The sequence below is a fragment of the Pontibacter liquoris genome (assembly GCF_022758235.1).
Lineage (GTDB): Bacteria > Bacteroidota > Bacteroidia > Cytophagales > Hymenobacteraceae > Pontibacter > Pontibacter liquoris.
Genome location: NZ_JALEBG010000002.1, coordinates 573,209 through 594,314, shown reverse-complemented (window position 1 = coordinate 594,314; position 21,106 = coordinate 573,209). Strand labels below are relative to the sequence as shown.

General features: G+C 51.4%; 15 protein-coding genes. 12 read left to right on the top strand and 3 right to left on the bottom strand.

The genetic code is table 11. From position 1 onward, the window contains the following. The first annotated feature begins 240 nt into the window (after window positions 1-240). The 3 genes from ileS to LWL52_RS15880 all read left to right on the top strand — a co-directional run bounded on the left by ileS (window position 241) and on the right by LWL52_RS15880 (window position 5,347). Window positions 241-3,600, top strand: a complete 3,360-nt coding sequence (ileS, locus tag LWL52_RS15890; protein WP_242921640.1) for an isoleucine--tRNA ligase — start codon at window positions 241-243, stop codon at window positions 3,598-3,600. A 160-nt stretch (window positions 3,601-3,760) separates the two neighbouring features. Further along, complete coding sequence (locus tag LWL52_RS15885; protein ID WP_242921638.1) at window positions 3,761-4,384, top strand: lipoprotein signal peptidase; 624 nt, start codon at window positions 3,761-3,763, stop codon at window positions 4,382-4,384. Window positions 4,385-4,576: 192 nt separating this feature from the next. Continuing rightward, complete coding sequence (locus LWL52_RS15880; protein ID WP_242921636.1) at window positions 4,577-5,347, top strand: hypothetical protein; 771 nt, start codon at window positions 4,577-4,579, stop codon at window positions 5,345-5,347. Window positions 5,348-5,558: 211 nt separating this feature from the next. On the opposite strand, the gene LWL52_RS15875 is transcribed toward LWL52_RS15880, so the two are convergent. Next, a complete protein-coding gene (locus LWL52_RS15875) occupies window positions 5,559-6,167 on the bottom strand; it encodes an HAD family hydrolase (RefSeq protein WP_242921634.1) in 609 nt (202 codons plus the stop codon). 164 nt (window positions 6,168-6,331) lie between these two features. On the opposite strand from LWL52_RS15875, the gene LWL52_RS15870 reads away from it, so the two are divergent. From LWL52_RS15870 to LWL52_RS15840, 7 genes are all read left to right on the top strand, one after another. Continuing rightward, window positions 6,332-8,149 (top strand): ABC transporter ATP-binding protein, encoded by a 1,818-nt coding sequence (locus LWL52_RS15870; RefSeq protein ID WP_242921632.1) that lies wholly within the window; start codon window positions 6,332-6,334, stop codon window positions 8,147-8,149. Between the two features lie 127 nt (window positions 8,150-8,276). Continuing rightward, window positions 8,277-9,428, top strand: a complete 1,152-nt coding sequence (locus tag LWL52_RS15865; RefSeq protein ID WP_242921630.1) for an outer membrane beta-barrel protein — start codon at window positions 8,277-8,279, stop codon at window positions 9,426-9,428. Between the two features lie 1,054 nt (window positions 9,429-10,482). Continuing rightward, window positions 10,483-12,765 (top strand): ribonuclease R, encoded by a 2,283-nt coding sequence (gene rnr, locus LWL52_RS15860; RefSeq protein ID WP_242921628.1) that lies wholly within the window; start codon window positions 10,483-10,485, stop codon window positions 12,763-12,765. A gap of 8 nt (window positions 12,766-12,773) precedes the next feature. Continuing rightward, window positions 12,774-13,748: a polyprenyl synthetase family protein gene (locus LWL52_RS15855; protein ID WP_242921626.1), complete on the top strand. Its 975-nt coding sequence runs from the start codon at window positions 12,774-12,776 to the stop codon at window positions 13,746-13,748. Window positions 13,749-13,853: 105 nt separating this feature from the next. Further along, on the top strand, window positions 13,854-14,483 hold the full coding sequence (locus LWL52_RS15850; RefSeq protein ID WP_242921624.1) for a rhomboid family intramembrane serine protease: 630 nt from the start codon (window positions 13,854-13,856) through the stop codon (window positions 14,481-14,483). Window positions 14,484-14,589: 106 nt separating this feature from the next. After that, window positions 14,590-15,078: a fasciclin domain-containing protein gene (locus LWL52_RS15845; protein ID WP_242921622.1), complete on the top strand. Its 489-nt coding sequence runs from the start codon at window positions 14,590-14,592 to the stop codon at window positions 15,076-15,078. A gap of 200 nt (window positions 15,079-15,278) precedes the next feature. After that, complete coding sequence (locus LWL52_RS15840; RefSeq protein ID WP_242921620.1) at window positions 15,279-15,728, top strand: hypothetical protein; 450 nt, start codon at window positions 15,279-15,281, stop codon at window positions 15,726-15,728. Between the two features lie 1,168 nt (window positions 15,729-16,896). On the opposite strand, the gene LWL52_RS15835 is transcribed toward LWL52_RS15840, so the two are convergent. Beyond that, the gene (locus LWL52_RS15835) at window positions 16,897-18,753 is read right to left on the bottom strand and encodes an ABC transporter ATP-binding protein (protein WP_242921618.1); all 1,857 of its coding nucleotides are present in this window, start codon (window positions 18,751-18,753) and stop codon (window positions 16,897-16,899) included. A gap of 248 nt (window positions 18,754-19,001) precedes the next feature. Here LWL52_RS15835 and LWL52_RS15830 point away from each other — a divergent pair, with 248 nt between their 5' ends. Both LWL52_RS15830 and LWL52_RS15825 read left to right on the top strand, forming a co-directional pair. Beyond that, on the top strand, window positions 19,002-19,520 hold the full coding sequence (locus LWL52_RS15830) for a hypothetical protein (protein WP_242921616.1): 519 nt from the start codon (window positions 19,002-19,004) through the stop codon (window positions 19,518-19,520). 23 nt (window positions 19,521-19,543) lie between these two features. Then, window positions 19,544-20,008 carry a hypothetical protein gene (locus LWL52_RS15825; protein ID WP_242921614.1) on the top strand — a complete coding sequence of 155 codons (465 nt, stop codon included), beginning with the start codon at window positions 19,544-19,546 and terminating at the stop codon, window positions 20,006-20,008. Between the two features lie 300 nt (window positions 20,009-20,308). Here the strand turns inward: LWL52_RS15825 and LWL52_RS15820 are convergent, their stop codons facing one another. Continuing rightward, window positions 20,309-21,103: a DUF4249 domain-containing protein gene (locus LWL52_RS15820; protein ID WP_242921612.1), complete on the bottom strand. Its 795-nt coding sequence runs from the start codon at window positions 21,101-21,103 to the stop codon at window positions 20,309-20,311. Window positions 21,104-21,106: the final 3 nt, after the last annotated feature.

Sequence of the window (21,106 nt, the reverse complement as noted above, 5' to 3'; positions counted from 1 at the left end):
CAGATCAGGCAGGCACATTTTGAACCGGAGAAAACCAACGCATACCTGCAAACCAGGCAAGGCAGTAGAACAGTGCTTTCTGTAGCGGCAAAAGCCGGAGAATGAGCAAAATTGCCTATCTTTGCTAAATTTCGGTAAAGCAGACAAACACAGCTTAGCGGCGCATGTTTAGAAGGTTTAAAGCTTCAGCGCTGAATGCTTTACAGGAGCAAGTAGCACAAGAATTAGAGAAACCAGGAAATGGTAAAGTATAACGAGTATAAAAATCTGAACTACGCCCAGGTGGGCCAGGACATACTGGCTTTCTGGAAGGAGCATCACATTTTCGAAAAATCGGTCGCTACCCGGGAGGGCAACGAGAATTTCGTGTTTTACGAAGGGCCGCCTTCGGCTAACGGTACGCCGGGCATTCACCACGTAATGGCCCGCGCCGTGAAAGATATTTTCTGCCGTTACAAAACCCTCAAAGGCTTCCAGGTAAACCGCAAAGGCGGCTGGGACACCCACGGCCTGCCTGTAGAGCTGCAGGTAGAAAAGGAGTTGGGCATCACCAAAGAAGATATCGGCAAGAAGATATCGGTGGAGGAGTATAACCAGCGCTGCCGCGAAACGGTGATGCGTTTCAAAAACCAGTGGGACACCCTTACCGAGGAAATGGGCTACTGGGTAGACCTGGATAACCCCTACATCACGTTCGAGAACTATTACATCGAATCGTGCTGGGCCTTGCTCAAGCGCCTTTACGACAAAGGGTACCTTTACAAAGGCTATACTATCCAGCCTTACTCGCCGGGAGCCGGCACCGGGCTTAGCTCGCATGAGCTGAACCAGCCGGGCTGCTACAAAATGGTGAAGGATACGACCATTGTGGCCCAGTTTGCTGTGAAGAAGGTGACTCGCGATATGTTCCTCTTCGACAGCGAAGACGAGAACGTATACTTCCTGGCCTGGACCACCACGCCCTGGACGCTGCCAGCCAACACGGCCCTGGCAGTGGGCAAAGGTATCAAGTATGTAAAGGTAAAAACCTTTAACCCCTATACTTACGAGCCTACCTCGGTGATACTGGCCAAGGACCTGGTAAGCCGCTATTTCAGCGACAAAGCCAAAGATCTGGCGCTGGAAGATTACAAGCCCGGCGATAAGCTGATCCCGTTTAAAGTTGGCGAAACGTTTACCGGCAAAGACCTGGAAGGCGTGGAGTATCACCAGCTGATGCCGTATGTGCAACCCGACAAGCCAGCCTTTAGAGTGGTGGTGGGTGATTTCGTGACCACTGAGGATGGTACCGGCATCGTGCACATCTCGCCCACCTTTGGTGCTGACGACTTTAGGGTAGCTGCCCAAAACGACATACCGGCCCTGTTGGTAATGGACGAGAATGGTAAACCCATGCCGCTGGTAGACAAGCAGGGGCGCTTTGTGCAGGAAGTAACCGACTTTGCCGGCATGTACGTCAAAAACTACGACGGCCAGGACGAATCGGCGGCAGACTACAAGCCCACCGACGTGCTCATCGCCATCAAACTGAAAGAAGAAGGCAAAGCCTTTAAAGTAGAGAAATACGAGCATACCTACCCGCACTGCTGGCGCACCGATAAGCCGGTTTTATACTATCCGCTGGATAGCTGGTTTATCCGCACCACCGCCGTGAAGGACAGGATGATCGAACTGAATAAGACCATCAACTGGAAACCGGAGTCGACCGGCACCGGCCGTTTTGGTAACTGGCTCGAGAACCTGGTGGACTGGAACCTGTCGCGCTCGCGCTACTGGGGCACGCCGCTGCCGATCTGGCGCACCGAAGATGGGGAAGAAGAGATCTGCATTGGCTCTATCCCGCAGCTGAACGAGGAAATAAACAAGGCGGTGAAAGCCGGTCTGATGAACACCGCCGTGGAACTCACCGACCTGCACCGCCCGTATGTGGACAACATTGTGTTTTTAAGCCCATCGGGCAAGCCAATGTACAGAGAGACAGACCTGATCGACGTATGGTTTGACTCGGGCGCCATGCCTTATGCACAGTGGCATTACCCGCTGGAGAACAAGGAAAAGTTTGAGCAGAACTTCCCGGCCGACTACATTGCCGAAGGGGTGGACCAGACACGCGGCTGGTTCTTTACGCTGCACGCCCTGGCCGTGATGCTGGAAGATAGCGTGGCCTACAAGAACGTGATCGCCAACGGCCTGGTGCTCGATAAGAACGGCAACAAGATGAGCAAGCGTTTAGGCAATGCCATCGATCCGTTCGAGATCATTGGCACCTATGGCCCGGATGCGACCCGCTGGTACATGATCGCTAATGCCCCGCCGTGGGATAACTTGAAATTTAACCCCGAGGGTGTGGCCGAAACGCAGCGCCGTTTCTTTGGCACGCTGCAGAACACGTATTCATTCTTTGCCCTGTATGCCAACCTCGATAACTTTACCTATGCTGAGGCTGATGTGCCGCTGGCGCAGCGTACGGAATCAGACCGCTGGATTATCTCCAAACTTAACACGCTGGTGCAGGACGTGGACGCCAACCTGGCCGACTACGACCCGACCCGGGCTGCCCGCGCCATACAGGATTTTGTGGTGGACGACCTGAGCAACTGGTATGTGCGCCTGAACCGCAAACGCTTCTGGAAAGGGGAGTATAACCTGGATAAAGTAGCCGCTTACCAGACACTTTATACTTGCCTGGAGACGGTAGCCAAGCTGGCCTCACCGATAGCGCCGTTCTATACCGAGCAACTGTACCGCGACCTGAACAGCGTGAGTGGCAAGAATACAGAGGAGTCGGTGCACCTGACGCTTTACCCGGAAGTGGCTGCCAACGCCATCGACAAAGACCTGGAAGAGCGCATGCAACTGGCCCAGACCGTTTCATCGTTGGTGCACTCGCTGCGCAAAAAGCACATGATCAAAGTGCGCCAGCCACTGCAGCGCATCCTCATACCGGTACTGAGCGCGCATACGCGGCACCAGATAGAGGCCGTGGCCGACCTGATCATGAGCGAGGTGAACGTGAAGCACATCGAGTACATCGATGATACCTCCGGCATTTTGGTGAAGAAGATCAAGCCGAACTTTAAAAAGCTGGGCCAGGTATTCGGGCCGAAGATGAAGTTGGTGGCCGCTGCCGTGCAGAACATGAACCAGCAGGACATTGCGCACCTGGAGCGCGAAGGCGGCATTGAACTGCAGCTGAACGACGAGGAATCGGCTATACTTACACCCGACGACGTGGAGATCTCTTCTGAGGATATTCCGGGTTGGCTGGTAGCTAGCGAAGGCAAGCTGACCGTGGCCCTGGATGTGACCCTGACCGAAGAGCTGAAGCAGGAAGGCATTGCCCGCGACCTGGTGAACCGTATCCAGAACTTGCGCAAAGACAGCAACCTGGACGTGCAGGACAAGATCCATATTGTGATGCAGCTGGCGGCGGCAGAGGTGAATGATGCCGTGCTGAACTACAAAACCTATATTTGTGCCGAAACACAGGCCCTGACACTGGACATAACGGATGAAGCCCTGACCAGCGCCACGTTGCTGGACATTGACGACTACCAGGTCCTGCTGCAGATACAGATACAGGAAAGTACCGTAATTTAAGAACCGGGCAGCAGAGGCAGCAGTGCCTTTGCTGCTTCTGTTTTACAGCAGTGTGCGTTAAAATATAGTATATGTGTAGCCGCTAAAGCACACGCAAGTATAAGGCCTCATGATTGAACGTCTTAGGACTTGTGTCCTTTTTGCGGCCTAACAACCAAATATGAAATACTGGAAATATTACCTGGTGGCGATCGGTGTCATCCTGCTCGACCAGGCCGTGAAGCTCATCGTGCATTATAACATGGAGATGGGGATGCCCGGCGAGATCAAGCTCATCGACGACTGGCTGAAGCTGCACTATACCCTGAACCCGGGCATGGCCTTTGGGGTAGAGCTGGGCTCCAGCTACGGCAAGCTTATCCTGACCCTGTTCCGCCTGGTGGCCATGTTCGGTATTAGCTACTACCTATACTACCTGATAAAGCACCAGGCACCCAAAGGGCTGCTCTGGTGTATCGGGCTGATCCTGGGCGGGGCTATCGGCAACCTGGTAGACAGCACCTTTTACGGCGTGTGGTTCGATAACGCCCCGTATGGCTCTTCTACACCTTGGTTCCATGGGCAGGTGATCGATATGTTTTATGTTGATCTCTGGGAAGGCATCATTCCGCAATGGGTGCCTATACTTGGCGGACAACCCATGTCGCTGTGGCCTATCTTTAACGTAGCCGACTCTGCCATTTTTATTGGCGTGGTGCTGATCCTGCTAAACCAGAAGCGCTTTTTCGGAACGCATCCCGAGCCTGAAAGCCATCGGTCTGTAGAACAACAGCAGGGTTTCTAAGCAAGTATAAAGTATTAAGCAAAAAAGGGGCTGTTCCATGTGGAGCAGCCCCTTTTTGTTTGTCAGTTTCTGGTGTTGAGGAAATTTGTGCCGTCCACTTATTCTTTGAAAGACACTTCATATAATCCGGAGACTTCTGTCTATATTTCATGCTTTTGTCTGTAGCTATACTTTGCAACCTTCCTTCATAACATGAAATTGTCTCAACTTTTAGCCACCATGGCTTTGTCTGTAAGCCTGTACTCTTGCGGCTGCGAAGACCTGAACCTTGGCAAATTGGCGTTTACAAACGATTTGATAGCCTTTTTACCTGCTGAGCCGGCACAGGGGCAAAGCTATTTCGCACTATTTAATGGCACCAAGCACCGTATGAATTACCTGGCTCCGAATGGTATAAGTACCGTTGTTATACCTGTAAGGAAAAAGAACTATAGTGGAAAATTTGATCCCAATTCCTGCAAGGAGTATTACACTGCCGAGGAAAAAGTTTATACAAGCCAGGTGGAGGGGGGCAGTCCGGTAAGCATCAGCATAACTTATAGAAAAGATGCAAGTCAGGAGCGGTTCAATAATTACATTGATAAAGATAATGTTGCTGATATAATCGTTTTCGGGCTTGGGTATAACAATAGATTCCCTGCGCCGATACCAAGCGGATCAGCTAGTATTGAAAACTATATAACCCAACGGTACTTTATTTTCAAAGATGCTTCTACTTCACAGGTGGATAATGTAACCTATTTGCAGGAGTTTTTGCCAGCTGTAACCCTGAATGGCATAACCTATCAAAATGTGTATCACCTGCATATGAAAGAGCAACCTGTTTATCGCCCGGAAGAACAATACTACCTGGAACATTATCCGCAACTCGATTATGTGCAGGGCATTTATATAAAAGAAGGAGTAGGGGTAATGCATGCCTATACTTACAAGGGTAAACAGATGGCTATAACAGTTGAATAACTGATTACCTAAAACGCTTTTACAAGAAGATTAATTAGTATTCCCCTTGATGAAGCCAACGCCAGCCGAATAACAGTAAAGTTTCTAAACTGAAGTATAAAAAATCAAAAAGAGGCTACTCTATATGGAGCAGCCTCTTTTTGATTTTCTTAAATTCGCAATTATTTGTAAAGCCATCCTCCTTAACATCAGAAGGCCTTTAAAGCAGAAATCAGCTTAAAATGCCTCTTTCCTGCAGAGCAGCGCGTAGTTGCTCGGGCGAGGAGAAGTGGATAGAAGGAATGCCCAATTGCTCGGCAGCAGTTACATTCCGGAGGTTGTCGTCTATAAACAGCGATTCTTCCGACTTCACATCATAGCGGTCCAGGAGCACCTGGTAAAACGAGGCAAACGGCTTGCGGTTCTTTTCCTCTCCCGACACCACTACGCCATCAAACCAGTGCAGGAAATCGAAGCGCTCCAGGGCGATGGGCCACGTTTCGGCCGACCAGTTGGTCAGCGCATACAGGTTATACTTGCCTTCTGCGCGCAGGTTCCGGAAGATCTCGACCGTTCCTTCAATAGCGCCGCCCAGCATTTCTTCCCAGCGGCCATAGTATGCCCGGATATTTTCTTCGTGCTCGGGGTGGCGGGCTACCAGGTACTCGGTAGCTTCCTGCAGCGACCGGCCGCCGTCCTGCTCTTCGTTCCAGTCGGGGGTGCAGATGTGCGCCAGAAAGTGCAGCATTTCGGCTTCATCATCAAAAATCTTACGGTACAGGTAATGTGGGTTCCAGTCTACCAGCACGGCGCCAAGGTCAAATATGATCGTTTTTGTCATAGCGTATGCAATTGCTTTTGCTTTCAAATTTAAAACTATACGTGCGTGCAGCAAATTAATTTCATTCGGCCGCAACCGCTGAAGAGCAAAAAGGCGGGCTGGCAATTAACTGAACGGAAATCAACCAAAACCTTTATTTTTACCAAAGCACCAACGCCCTTGCCTTGATCACACCCACGCCCATACTTCAGGTCAGCCATTTAGAGACGGTTTTCGCCTCCCGCCACGGCACGACCACAGCCGTGGACAAGATCTCGTTTGAAGTTTACCCCGGCGAAACGGTGGCGATCGTGGGCGAGTCGGGCTCCGGCAAATCGGTTACAGCCTTGTCGCTGATGCGGCTGCTGAGCACGCCGCCGGGCCGCATAACGGGTGGGCAGGCGATCTTTCAGTCCCGCAGGTATGGCCCGGTAGATCTGCTGCAGCTCCCCGAAAAGCAACTGCAGCAACTACGCGGCAACGAGCTAAGTATGATCTTCCAGGAGCCGCAGTCGTCGCTGAATCCGGTGTATAGCTGTGGAAAACAGGTAGCCGAAGTATTGCGCTTACACACCACGCTTTCTAAAAAAGAAGCCCTTATACGCACCATTCACCTTTTTGAGCAAGCCCGGCTGCCACGCCCTGACAAAATTTACGACGCTTATCCACACGAGCTTTCGGGCGGGCAGCAGCAGCGCGTCATGATCGCCATGGCGATGGCTTGCCAGCCCAGCCTCCTGATTGCCGATGAGCCCACCACCGCGCTGGATGTAACGGTGCAGGCCCGCATGCTGCAATTGATAGATGAGCTGCGGATAAAGGAAAATACGACGGTGCTCTTCATCACCCACGACCTGGGCGTGGTGGCCGAGATGGCCGACCGCATTCTGGTGATGTATAAAGGCCGGCTGGTGGAGCAGGGCAGGACGCTGGATATTTTTACCCGTCCGCAGCACCCCTATACCAAAGGCCTGCTAGCCTGCCGCCCCAGCCTTACTACTAAGTCACAAGCCATACTTCCCACTGTAGCTAATTTCATGACGGAAGATGCCTTTGGCAACATCCTTGAAAACCAGCGCCAGGAGCCCTTGCAGGCGGAAAATAGTTCGGGGAGCACCGTTACGTGTTTCAGACAGCAACAGGAAGCAGCCCGCCAATTGCCTTTGCTGCAGGTGCAGGACCTGAAAGTATACTTCCCTATTCGGAAAGGGCTTTTCGGGCGCATCACCGATCAGGTAAAAGCAGTGGATGGCGTCAGCTTTGCCCTATATCCCGGCGAAACGGTAGGCCTGGTAGGCGAGTCGGGCTGCGGCAAAACAACGTTGGGACGCGCATTGCTGCGCCTGGTGGAGCCTACAGCAGGGCAGGTTCTTTTCGATGGGCAGGACTTGGCCCAACTAGAATTAGAAGCATTGCGCCACAGCCGCCGCGATTTCCAGATGATCTTCCAGGACCCGTACGCGTCGTTGAACCCGATGTACACCGTTGGCGAAGCAATCATGGCGCCCATGCGTGTGCATAAGCGCTATACTTCGGACAAAGAACGCCGTGCAAAAGTGCTGGAACTGCTTGATACGGTGGGTCTTCTGCCGGAGCACTTTCAGCGTTATCCACATGAATTCTCGGGCGGACAGCGGCAGCGCATTTGCATTGCCCGGGCGCTGGCGCTGCAACCAAAGTGCATTATCTGCGATGAGTCGGTCTCGGCGCTGGATGTATCGGTGCAGGCGCAGGTGCTTAACCTGTTGAATCACTTAAAGCGGGAGTTCGGTATCACGTACCTCTTCATTACCCACGACCTCTCGGTTGCCAGGCATATGTCAGATCGCATCCTGGTGATGCACAAAGGGCAGATCATTGAGAGCGGCACACCCGGGCAACTCTTTCAGAACCCGCAGCAGGAGTATACCCGCGCTCTCATCAAGGCTATTCCGAAAGGCGAGCCGGAAGATATCGTTAGAGCCCAGCAGCAGCGCGAAGCCCTGAAGGCAGGCATCCTGTAAGTCTTTTTCAACCACTATTAGAGTGGTATCATCCCTGTATTTATAGTACAGAATATTAGGTATGTAGAGTATTTAGAACTTTTTATTTATGCCTGAAGTATGCAGTTCGAAAATATACAACAACCTAATGAGCAAAACGGCTAAGCTTTTGATCCTTCTCATTTTTGCTACCGTTACGGTTACTTACGGGCAACAGGCAAAGCTGAAAGAAGGAGATTACATTGTAACAATTCAAAACGACACCTTAAATGGAGAAGTACGGTTTAAGAATGATACGCTCCTGCTTTTTAAAAACGCTGCTGCAGCAAACATAAAATACACGCCTGATAAACTGAAGGCTGCTCAGGCGGATGGCAATAGCTTTACTGTAAAACAGGTTTTAGGCCGCAGTAAATTTCTGCAGGAAGTTGTCACCGGTTATCTTTCTCTCTACCGGTTTCAAAGCGTTAAGGCTGGAGAGCGATTCTTTTTGGGCAGAAACGATACCATCTTTGTCGTTACGCCTAAGAACATACATGGTATTATCGGCTTCTATTTAAAAGATTGCCCGCAGGAAAAGGACATATCTGTTGAGGTGATCAAGAAGCTGTACAAGTATAATCTAAAGGATCTGATTTCGTTTGTGAGCTACTATAATTTGTGCAAAGGCTACCAGGATGAACAGGTGATAAAATATTCTCCGGAGAAAACCCATTTCAAAACTGCTTTAAGTATAGGTTTAGAATCCTACCGCCTCAAACTAGGCGATAAGAACGAAGATTATCCCGGACTAGATTTCGGAAATAAGGCAAGCTTTGTTGCAGCCATGGCTGTATCACTGGGCAAGGAAACAGGATTTTCTGTTCGCTCTGGGCTGCAGTTTACGCATAAAGAAGGGGCTGCTAAAAGCCTGCCCTACCCGCTAAACAATTCTACTTCTGTGGATGTGGATTTTTCGGCAAGCTTTTTAGAGGCTCCCTTGCTGTTTCGCTATACTTTCGCTGGCAAAGGCATCCGGCCATATGTATCCTTTGGCCCACATGCAGGCGTGGCGTTGCAAAGTAACATCCAACGAACGCCACATGGTTTTACCTACACTGATTCCTATGAGCAAAAGGCCAGTAAATTAGGTCTTAGTTACGGGGTAGTAGGGAATGCCGGCGTATACTTTCCTCAGGTTTTTAAGGGAATGGAAGTAGAAATAAGAGCAGATAAAAGTAACTACGAACACGGGTATGATCTTTCAGACCTCCAAAGTGCTTCTTTACAGCTTTTAGTAGGTTTTTACCTCAATAAGTAACTTTAAAAGGAGCTTACCCAATCATACTTGAAATAGTTAACACCTGCCCGCCCTCCGCAAGAACGGGAATAGGGTAACAGCATTTCTGCTTCGTAAAGGCAGCGGCTTTGCTCGTAGCCTTTTTTGCCCAGTGGCCAGTGAAGTCAGAGACTTCACGCCATCAAAAGGCACAAGTTTGAAAACTTGCGCCAGAACAGCACTTATACTTGAGACAAAGTATAATTAGCTTAGATGAGGATAAAGAAGAACATCCCCCTACCCCCTTCAAAGGGGGACTTTGGCTGATGGTGGAGCAGCAGAACCCTTGCTTAGTAAAGGCTAACCCTCCTTCTACCAAGATCCTTTCAGGATGACAAAAAGGAAGAGGCACGGAGAGCAGGTTTATACTTCAGCTATATTTCCATAGCAGTTACCATCGCGCGGACAGGTCGCGACCAGCCCCTACAGAGAGTTTCAGTCGTAAAAGCCTCAGCTATCGAAACAGATCCTAGTCCTTGGGTTGAGCGCCTCGAGAGTTTCCGGTGCCGAGCTTTAGCGAGGCAGCCCGAGGCACGAGGGCAGGAAATGAAAGCAGCGCGATGCCAAAGGACGAGCCCTCGCGGGCTTGGAGCGCTCCAAAGCAGGAAATGAAACAAGGCAAGTATAAGACTGAGGAAGAAAGGCTGCTAGTAAGTATAGCCACAATATCATATTTGAAAATCAGCCACTACCAGATATAGCAGCAAGTATAAAACTGAGGAATACAGTTAGCTACCAAGTATAGCTATTAAAACAGAATAGAAGAAGATAGGTCGCTACCAAGTATAACCCGTTTGCTGCAACCGATTTCTCCTGACCTCAAAATAACATCATGCATGAGTGTGCGCTACTTCTCCCGCTTTAATATAAAACCCTCCTTTTAGCTTATATAGATATTTCTATATAAATTCACCTCAATTTCCTTTGCACTTCAGCCAAAGCGCCTTGTCTGGCGTATAGAATTCAAACCAATTAAGCGAAAGTTTGTAAATGGATGAGGCAGCCGATGTGGCTGCCCCGGAAAGTAATAAGATACATGAGAAGTAAAAAAAATAAAAGTGGCGACGAAAGCCGCGACAATCGCAACAGCCCCAGAGGACGGGGCGAATCTTCACAAAGAGGAAAATCAACAGGAAAAGGCAAGACAGGTGGTAGAGGAGAGGGTTCTTCGGGACGCAGAGGCGGCTCTTCCGACCGGAAAGGAACACCAAAATCAGCAAAGGCGCTGGTGCTGGAAGTTTTCTCCGGCAACCCCGATGCCGTATTCACTGAACGCTCGTTGTGCCGCCGCTTAGGGGTGGTCGATAAAAAAGGGCGCGACCAGATAACCAGCATTGTAAAAGCCCTGAAAGAAGAGAACAAGCTGCTGCAGGTAGACGACGACAAGTATATGATGAACCTCAAAGTAGACATCATTACGGGCCGTGTGGACCTGGCAAACAGCAAGTATGCCTATATTGTATCGGAAGGGCGCGAAGAGGACGTGCGCGTGTTCCGCGAGCACCTGAAGTATGCCATGGACGGTGACATCGTAAAAGTAGAAGTATCGCCTACCGTACGCGGTGGCCGCCAGGAAGGCGTGGTGATCGAAGTGCTGGAGCGCAGCCGGACCGAGCTGGTTGGCATTATGCAGCTCTCCAAGAACTTTGGCTTTGTAGTGCCCGATTTCAAGAAACTATACTTTGATGTATTTGTTGGCGAGCGCGGCCTGAATGGCGCTAACGCAGGCGACAAAGTGCTGGTAAAGATCGTGGAGTGGCCCGACAAGCCCGACAAGAACCCCACCGGCGAAGTGGTGCGCGTGTTTGGACCGGCAGGCGAGAATGAAGCCGAGATCCACTCGATCATGGCGGAGTTCGGTTTGCCGTTCGAATTTCCGGAAACAGTGGAGGAGGAGGCCGAAACGATCTCCGAGAAAATTACGGCTGGCGAGATTGCCAAACGCCGTGACTTCCGCGATGTAACTACCTTTACTATCGACCCGGCCGACGCCAAAGACTTTGACGATGCTCTCTCGATTCAGAAGCTGGAGAATGGCCATTACGAAATAGGCGTGCATATTGCCGACGTAACCCATTATGTAACCCCGCGCACGCTGCTGGAGAAAGAAGCCTACCACCGCGCCACTTCGGTATACCTGGTAGACCGCACCATCCCTATGTTGCCCGAGCGCCTTTCCAACGGCCTCTGCTCGCTCAGGCCAAACGAGGAAAAACTCACCTTCTCGGTTGTATTCGAGCTCGATGAATCCGGTAAGCTGTACGACACCTGGTATGGCCGCACCATCATTTACTCCGATCGCCGCTTTTCTTATGAAGAGGCCCAGGAGCGCATCGAAACCGGCGAGGGCGACTTTGCCGAAGAGGTAAATACGCTGAACGGTATCGCCAAAAAGCTACAGGCCAAACGCTTTAAGAACGGCGCCATCAGCTTCGAAACCACTGAAGTAAAGTTTAAGCTCGATGAGAACGGCAAGCCACTGTCGGTATATGTCAAAGAACGCAAAGATGCCCACAAGCTCATTGAGGAGTTTATGCTGCTGGCCAACCGCAAGGTAGCCGAGTATGTCTATAACCTGGGCAAGGGTAAAAAGCACCCGACCATGGTCTACCGCGTGCACGGCTCGCCGGACCCCGAAAAGCTGAGCACTTTCTCGCTCTTTGCCCGCAAGTTTGGCTATAAAGTAGATCCGGATGGCGACATCTCGCAGGAGCTGAACACGCTCACCGCCGAGATTGATGGCAAGCCCGAGCAGAGCGTGCTGCAGAACCTAGCGATCCGTACCATGGCCAAGGCCAAGTATAGCACCGAGGAAGAAGGCCACTTTGGTCTGGCTTTTAAGCACTACTCACACTTTACCTCGCCCATCCGCCGTTATCCTGATATGATGGCGCACCGCTTGCTGCAGCATTACCTGGATGGCGGCAAATCGGTGGAGGAGGCCGAGTACGAGGAGCGTTGCCAGCACTCATCCGAAATGGAGAAACGCGCCGCCGACGCCGAACGGGCCTCTATCAAGTATAAGCAGGTCGAGTTTATGAAAGATACCATCGGTAACCAGTATAAGGGTATAGTGTCCGGTGTGACAGAATGGGGTATCTTTGTGGAGATCGAGGAAAACAAGTGCGAGGGCATGGTGCGTCTGTCAGATCTGAACGACGACTATTACGAGCTCGACTCAGCCAACTACCGCATCATCGGCCGCCAGACCAAACGCATTATTTCGTTTGGCGACGAGGTGCTGGTAGAGGTAAAAAGCGCCAACCTCAACGACCGTACCATCGATCTGGAACTGATAGAAACCCTGAAAAGACATTAAGAAGACCTGTGGATAGCACACATCTCTCTCAAAAGATCAACCATACTTTATCCACGCTGCGCTATGGCGAAAACCCGGTAGAACTCTATGAGCCTATCCGCTACATTATGGCTTTGGGTGGGAAGCGCATCCGGCCGTTATTAGTGCTGCTGGCGGCAAACATGTACGATGAGGATGTGGAAAAGGCCCTTTTGCCCGCAGCGGCAGTAGAGGTTTTCCACAACTTCACGCTCATGCACGACGACATTATGGACCGGGCGCCCCTGCGCCGGGGCGAGCAGACGGTGCACGAAAAGTGGAATGCCAACATAGCCATACTGAGTGGCGATGTGATGCTGGTGCGGGCCTACCAGCTGTTGCTGGGCGTAGCGCCCGACCTGCTGCCGCAAGTGCTGGAACGCTTCAGCGAAACCGCTGCCCAGGTATGCGAAGGCCAGCAGCTGGACATGAACTTTGAGCGCCGCGAGCAGGTCAGCATTCCCGAATACATCCGGATGATCACGCTGAAAACGGCGGTGCTGCTGGGCTTTAGCCTGGAGCTGGGCGCTATTCTGCAGCATGCCCCGCTTACGGATGCGGAGCACCTGAAAGCTTTCGGCGATAACATTGGCATTGCCTTTCAGCTGCGCGATGACCTGCTGGATGTGTATGGTGACAAAGCCAAGTTTGGCAAACAGGTAGGCGGCGACATTCTCTCCGACAAAAAGACCTTCCTGATGCTGACGGCGCTGGAGCAGGCCTCGGAACAACAGCTGCAGACCATCGTTAGCTGGCGCAACAAAACCGAAGCAGGTATAGCCCATGAGAAAGTAAGCGCCATTACGGCCGTATACGATGCCCTGCATATCCGCCACCAGACCGAACAGCAGATAGAGCTATACTTCCGCAAAGCCCTCCACCACCTGGATGCCGTGCAACTACCGGAGAAGCGCAAAGCCACTATTCGGGGGCTGGCACTGCAGCTCATGGAGCGGGACAGTTAAATTGCTGCATTTATTAACCTGTAAAGGGTGTGCTGAACCCAGGAAAAACACCTGGAAATTTATTCACCCATTCACGCAATCACTCATTAAAATTAACCCAAAAGCATGGAGTTAAACGTCACCCTCATACTTATTGCCATTACCGTTGTTGTTTCGTGGGCCGCCTGGCAGAAACCGGAATTGCTGCACAACTGGATCTTTCAGCCGTATGCCGTGCAGCGCGACAACTCCTGGTACCGCTTTCTGACGTCGGGCTTTCTGCATGCCGATTTTAGCCACCTGTTCTTTAACATGTTCACGCTATACTTCTTCGGAAGCAATGTGGAGTATACGCTGGTCGGGGTTTTCGGCACCATCGCCGGCGAGCTGGTATACCTGCTGGTTTACCTGGGCGGTATCATCATGTCGGACCTGCCTACTTTCTTTAAGCATCGTAACGACCCTGCCTACCGCGCCTTAGGCGCTTCGGGTGGCGTGGCTTCGGTCCTGTTTGCCAGTATCCTGTTTTACCCCACTAACAGCGTATGCCTGTTTGTTGCGCTTTGCGTGCCCGGCTTTATCTTCGGGGTGCTGTATATGATGTATTCTTACTTTTCGGGCAAGCGCATGGGCGACAACATCAACCACGATGCCCACTTTTACGGCGCCTTGTTCGGTATTGTAGTTGCCCTGGCAGCTGTGCCGCAGGCGGGGCCCTATTTTATTGAACAGATCAGCAACTGGCGGTTATTTTAAGTAATAGCCGCAAAATTGTACTGTTACTTTTGAAGGACTGAAGAGGCAATTCCAGCTAATAAAAAATAAGGTGCGTATAAATGGCTAGAAATCAGCGTTTATACCTATGGCCTTACCAAGCAAGAAGCATAGCCTTATCATCCTCTTTGTTGCATTGTTGCTGGCACCCAGCCTGTGCCTGCAGGCTGGCATACGGCCTGTAGCACCACCATTGCAAAAGAGTGTTAGCCTGATGGAGTATGTGATGCAGCAGCGCCCAACGCTGGCACAACTCATTACCAAAGCCGGTCTTACCCCTACTTTGTCTGGTGGCGGGCCCTATACCTTGTTTGCCCCTCCGGAAGATGCGCTTCAAGGCTGGAAAAGTAAATCGACTGAGGAACTGCACCGGCTGTTACTGGCTTACCTGGTAAAAGGCAGTTACCAGGAATCGGATCTCAAAGATGGTGCTACCCTCGACACAATGGCGGGTAGTAAGGTAACTATCTGTCGTAAAAAAGGGCAGACGCTTATTGATGGAGTGGCCATCCTGCAGGCCGACAACCGCTTCAGCAACGGTACCCTGCATGGGCTGGCCGGTCCTATTGCGTTGTAAACTGCAGTGTAATGACGGAGACGAATCTGTGTTATATTATCCAAAAAGTACTATATATACTTATTTCAGATCAACAACAAAAGCTAGCAGATACGTAGGTATAAGTTACGTTTTTGTTTAAAAAATAGTATTTTAAGCATACTATAACAGGGAAAAGTATAAAGCAGCTGCAGCAATGTTACGTATTTATTACCTGTACTATGCTGACAGTAGATTTAAATACCGCCCCCGGAAGAGCCATCAGAACAATAGCCTCGAACGATTGTTACGAGCTTTTGTATAATGAGGTCGAGAACCGCATTTACCTTACAGTAAATGGTTTTTGGAAAAGCCCGGCTGCTGTTCCGGAATACCTGCACGACTGGGAAAAGGCTTTGTTGCTGAGCAAGGTTAATTTTACGCTATTGGCTGATTTCAGGGGCATGATCACGCATCCGCAGGAACTCAATAGCTTGCACATAGCGGTACTTAAGCTGGTAAAAGCACATGGCCTGCTCCAGTTTGCCTGTGTTGCCCCTGACGATAAAATCGCTTCGCTGCAGGTGGCCGCTATCTGCGAAGAAAGCGGCATTGAACCCCACATTTTTTCCTCTCCCGAAGACGCCCACGAATTTTTAAATACCAGCGCTGCCAGTTACCAGCAAGTATAAGCTCCCGCTTCGTTCTCTTTGTTACACCTTTTACAGGCTGCAACCTTAGTCAACGGAATAATATTATGCCTGACCACAATCCTAACCGATAGCCCCGGAAATTACTTGCCTCCCGCATTATCTAAAAGTAGTTACCCAACTGCTTTAGCTATTAGTTCGATCATACTGCCGTATTTCTTTACCGTCATAAAGCAGAAGTATGTTCCACGTGGAGAGGAACGGTGATGTTGTAGCAGCTGAGCTTCAAGTATATTATTGCGGCTATACTTGCTAGGAGCTGTTTAATGCTCAGTTTTATACGCTATACTTGATTGCTAACTGTATTCCTCAAATACTTCGGCTATACATCGTAATTTCTGCTGTTGGTCAGTTCTGTTTTCTGCTATACTTGCTAGCTACTTGTATCCCTCAGTCTTTAACTTGTCTTGTTTCATCTTATACTTTAGTGCGCTCCAAGCCCGCGAGGGCTCGTCCTTGCGTTTCGCGCTGTGGCGTGAAGCTGCTCCTCGCTGACGCTGCGGGCTGCCCTTCGGGCACCGCAACACACCAAGGCGCTCAACCCAAGGACTGGGATCTGTTCGATAGCTTGGATTTATACTTTCGCTCAGGTATAGATTCTCTGTATTCTGATTTCCTTTATTCTACTCTTCTTTGTCATCCTGAAAGGATCTTGGTGAAAAGGAGATGAAGCCTTTACTAAGCAAGTATGCTGCTCCTCCATCAGCCCAAAGTCCCCCTTTGAAGGGGGTTGGGGGATGTTCCTCTTTCTCCTAAACTGTTTATACTTCAGCTCCAGTATACTTGTGATCTCACAGGCAAAAACCATATACAAACTGTCCTTTCGAACAATGTGAGAAATCTGTTACCGAATCCTAAAGGAATTTTAAACAGATCTCTCCTAGCGTCGAGATGACAGCAGGGCAGGCGTGACGCTTTTTGCAACAGCATAAACTACAAAGCTTATACTTACCAGTAGTAACTACAAGGTCCCCTCCTTAGACTAGCGAGAACGCAAGTTTGAAGCTAGCAAGCGTAGCTTTGAGGGGCAAGGGGTGGTTGGATCCGGCACTGCACCACTTATACTTATCGGAATACAGGCCATCGACTAAAGGCAAGAGCAGGTAAATTCCCGCACCAGGGAGTAACCAAGAGTTTAGCCAACCAACAATTACAAATACCCCTGCGCCTGTAAACGGAACAGCTCGGCATATTTGCCATCTCGCGCCAGCAACTCCTCATGCGAGCCCAGTTCTTTGAGCTGCCCCTGCTCCAGGAACAGGATCCGGTCGGCCATGCGCACCGTGGAGAAGCGGTGGGAGATGAGCACGGCTGTTTTACCGGCAATCAGCTCCGAAAAGCGCAGGAACACTTCGTGCTCGGCGCGGGCATCCAGGGCCGAGGTCGGTTCGTCCAGGATCAGCAGCTGGGCCTCGCGCATGTAAGCCCGTGCCAGCGCCACCTTCTGCCACTCGCCGCCCGACAGCTCCACCCCCTTGTTAAACCGTTTGCCCAGCACTTGCTCATACTTATCGGGGAGGCGCTGGATCACCTGGTCGGCCAGGCTTTTGTGGGCTGAGGTCTGGATGCGGGCCTTATCGCCAATGTTGCTGATCTGGCCAATGGCAATGTTATCGGAGGCGCTCATCTGAAACCGCACGTAATCCTGGAATATGATGCCCACTTGGTGGCGCAGGTCGCTCAGGTCGTAATCGCGCAGGTCCACACCGTCTAAAAGTATGCGACCTTCCACCGGTTCGTAGAGCCGGGCCAGCAGTTTTACGAGCGTGGTTTTGCCAGCGCCGTTCTCGCCTACCAGCGCCAGTTTCTCGCCGGCTCTTAAATGAAATGATAAGTGGCGCACGGCCCAGCGCTCACTGTTCTGATACTTAAAGCCCACGTTCTCGAAGGTAAAGCCCTGCCGGATGGGGCGCGGAACCGGAAGCGGGTTAACGGGCGGCGTGATCTGGGGTTTGAGCTCCAGGAAATCAAACAGGTCCTGCAGGTACAGGGCACTCTCGGCAATCTGCGAAAAGCGTGTCATGATGCCCTGCAGCAGCCCGCGCATGCTGTTGAACGAGCCGGCCAAGAAGGTGAGCGTACCCACCGTGATCAGGCCGGCTATCGTCTGGAAAAGAATGAACACGTAAGCGCCGTAGTAAGCCAGCGTACCCAGCGCCGACAGCACGCTTCCCCACACGGCCCGCCGCACGATCAGGCTTTTGTTAAGCAGGTAATAACGGTCGGAGAGGAGCTTAAAGCGATCGGCCAGGAACCCCGAGAGGTTAAAGGTCTTGATCTCTTTGGCTGTTTCGTCGGAGGCACCAATGTAACGCAGGTAGTCCAGCTCGCGGCGCTCGGGCGTCCAGGAGCGGGAAAGGGAATAGGTGCGCTCGTTAAAATGCGTCTCGCCCAAAAACGATGGTATGACCGCGATCAGAAGAATAAGAATGAGCCAGGGGTTAAAGGCAATCAGACCAACCGCCAGAAAGCCAATGGAGACAACATCCTGCAGCTGCGCCAGCACCTGCGACATGAGCACCACCCGCGTAACCGTTTGGCGCCGCGCCCGCTCCAGTTTGTCGTAAAACGTGGCATCTTCGAACTGGGCCAGGTCTAGGGTGGCGGCGTGCTCTATCAAGGCGATGGAGGTTTTATTCGAGAACAGATCGCCCAGCAGGCTGTCGAGCAGGGTTACGGCGCGGTTGATCAGGTCCGAGATTACGGCCAGGCCTAGTTCGGCGGCCACCAGGAGCCATAGGTAGGAGAGGTCGCGCGCGCCGGCCACATCAATAAGCCGGATCACTTCATCAATGATCAGCTTGCCTACATACAGCACCAGCAGCGGAATAGCCGCTTTGACCAGGCGCAGCAGCAGGTTGCCGATGGTCATACTTTTGCTCGTATCCCAGATGAGGCGGAAGAACTTGGGCAGGTTTTTCAGGGCGCCCACCTGGTCCTTAAAACTTTTTTTGTCGCTATCTGTCGGGCCTGTTGTGCGGGCTCCTTTGGTATTCTGTTTACTCATACTTCTATTGTGAACGTGGCTGTTTAGCCGGCTATACCGCTGCGCGCTGCAGCGGATCTGGTGTAAATTAAATATGTGTTAAGGACTGCTTGCACAACAAAGTATACAGCAACAAGTTTGGATGGATACGTTGCCATTGCCCTGAGTGCTCACCCGCAGGCGCTAAGCACGTTAGGGGCCAAATAAGATTATGCGTTGAAACAGAAGTTTAGCGTATCTTGTTTCTTCAACTACAATAAAACGAATCTATGAAAAAACACCTACTAACCCTGCTGCTTATACTTGGGCTTAGCTATACTTGCCTGGCGCAAACCAAAAAAGTACAGCCCGCCGATGTCGCCTCTCCTGAAGCCATTACGGCTGCTGCACTGCGCCTCATTTCCGGTCCGCAAGGGCAGGAGCGCGACATGGAAGCCTTTAAGGCTTTGTTTCTGCCCAATGCGCAGCTCGGCGGCGTATTCTTTAAAGCCGATAGCAGCTTTGTGCGCATCACCACGGCAGAAAAATTTGCCGAGCGTAACGGGCCGGCCTACAAAGAGCTGGGCTTTTACGAAAACCAGCTGGCACTGCGCGTAGAGCGTTTCGGCCTTCTGGCCACGGCTTTCCAGACGTATGAGACCCGCACCGGTACCAAAAACGGCAAAGTAGAAGACCGCGGTGTAAATACCTACCAACTCGTGTACGACCAGGGGCGCTGGTGGATCGCCAGCTTGCTCTTTACGCCCGAAACCACAAAATATCCACTACCTGGCAAGTATCTGAAATAGCCAAAATACAGTATGATAGGGCTATGACCCGATACCTGCTGTACTTCCTGACCGGCGTAGCCATTGCCACCGTGATCCTTTTTTTCAGAGGCTATGTGTTGGTGCCCCATACGATCTATTCTGATATAGCCCTGCCGGCTGGTATGGCGCTGTTTGGGCTGGCCTCCTGGGTAACCCTTTTCCGGATAAAGCTCGGCTCAGTGCTGGCCTTGCTGTGCGTGCTGGCGGTGGTGCCCTGGCTGGTGCGCATCGGTCTGCGCGTATGGTCGCCGGATACCGAGATTGCAATAAAGCAGGTGGTGCAGATCATTCACCTGGTGCTTTCGGTGCTGTTGCTGTTTTCAGGTATTGTAAGTGCCCGCTACCTCATCAGGCCAGGCTCCTGGCAGGCCGGCACTCCTACGCCGGGTTTTGTGCTCAAACTCATACTTGCGGCCATCCCGCTGGCAGTGGTGGCCGGCTGGCTGCTGGTGATGCCCCAGGTATAACCCGTAAAAACGAGAAAAGCCCGGCTAAAATAACCAGGCCTTGTCTCACCTTAAACAAACATATCTTTTGGCCCAACGGCCTTTTATACTTGTAAATAGCATTCCCATTTATTTGTCATCCTGTAAGGATCTTGTTGGCAAACGTCTTGTCAGCATGATAAGCGCCATAACTGCTCGCTAACAAGGTCTTCCCAAAATGATAAAAGCAGTATAGGGTATGGCAACAGCTATCTTTCTTTGTCAATTCCTCTCCTTAGAGGAGCTAAAAGTAGGTTTACAGCAGAAAAGCCGAATCACAGCTTACTTTGCCACACCTTCCACCACCGACACGGCCGAAGCGCCGAAGAAGCCGATGCCACCATTGCTGATGTTTCCGGGCGCATTGGCCGGCGTGGTCTCGAAGGGGCCGCCACTCTCGTTCTGCTGGTTTAGCAGCGCCAGCCAGAAGCTGTAGGCGGGCTTATCGAGCGAGTACATTTCAATGCGCAGCTTATCGTTCGCTTTCAGGGCAAATTCCATGTCGGCGTGGCCGTAGTTGCCGTCATAGATGTCATCTTTCAGCACGGCCAGCTCATCAGGCTCCACTACACCATTAATGATGACATTCCAGCGGTAATAGTTGCCTCGCCCTGCCGGATCTGCAAAATGAATGATGGGATGTATGCCCTCGTCGCTGGTTTCGCCTTTTTTCTTGTAAATAAAAGTGAGCGAATCGATCGGGGAAACAGGGGGCATGTAGCTCTGGGCCGTATACTCTTTTCCGTTTATCACTGCCTTAAAGTAGTACGTGTTGCCCGGCTTGCCCTGCAGTTTGGTGGTCTGGTAAATCCCTTCTGCCACCTGTTTTAGCGTATCGCTGGTGCCATGGTTATCCGACACGATCACCAGTGCGCCGTTCACACCGGGCGTGCGGCCCTGATCCAGGTAGCCTTTGGTGTTGGAGAGGCGCACGGTGTAGGGGCCGGGTTGGTTGGTAATAAGGCCTTCTACCACCAGTTTGGTATCGGCGGTGCGGAGCTCGTAGTCGATCACTTCTTCGCAGCTGCTGCAGGCAAAAGCCAGCAGGCTCAGGCTGAGGAATAGATACTTTTTCATAGT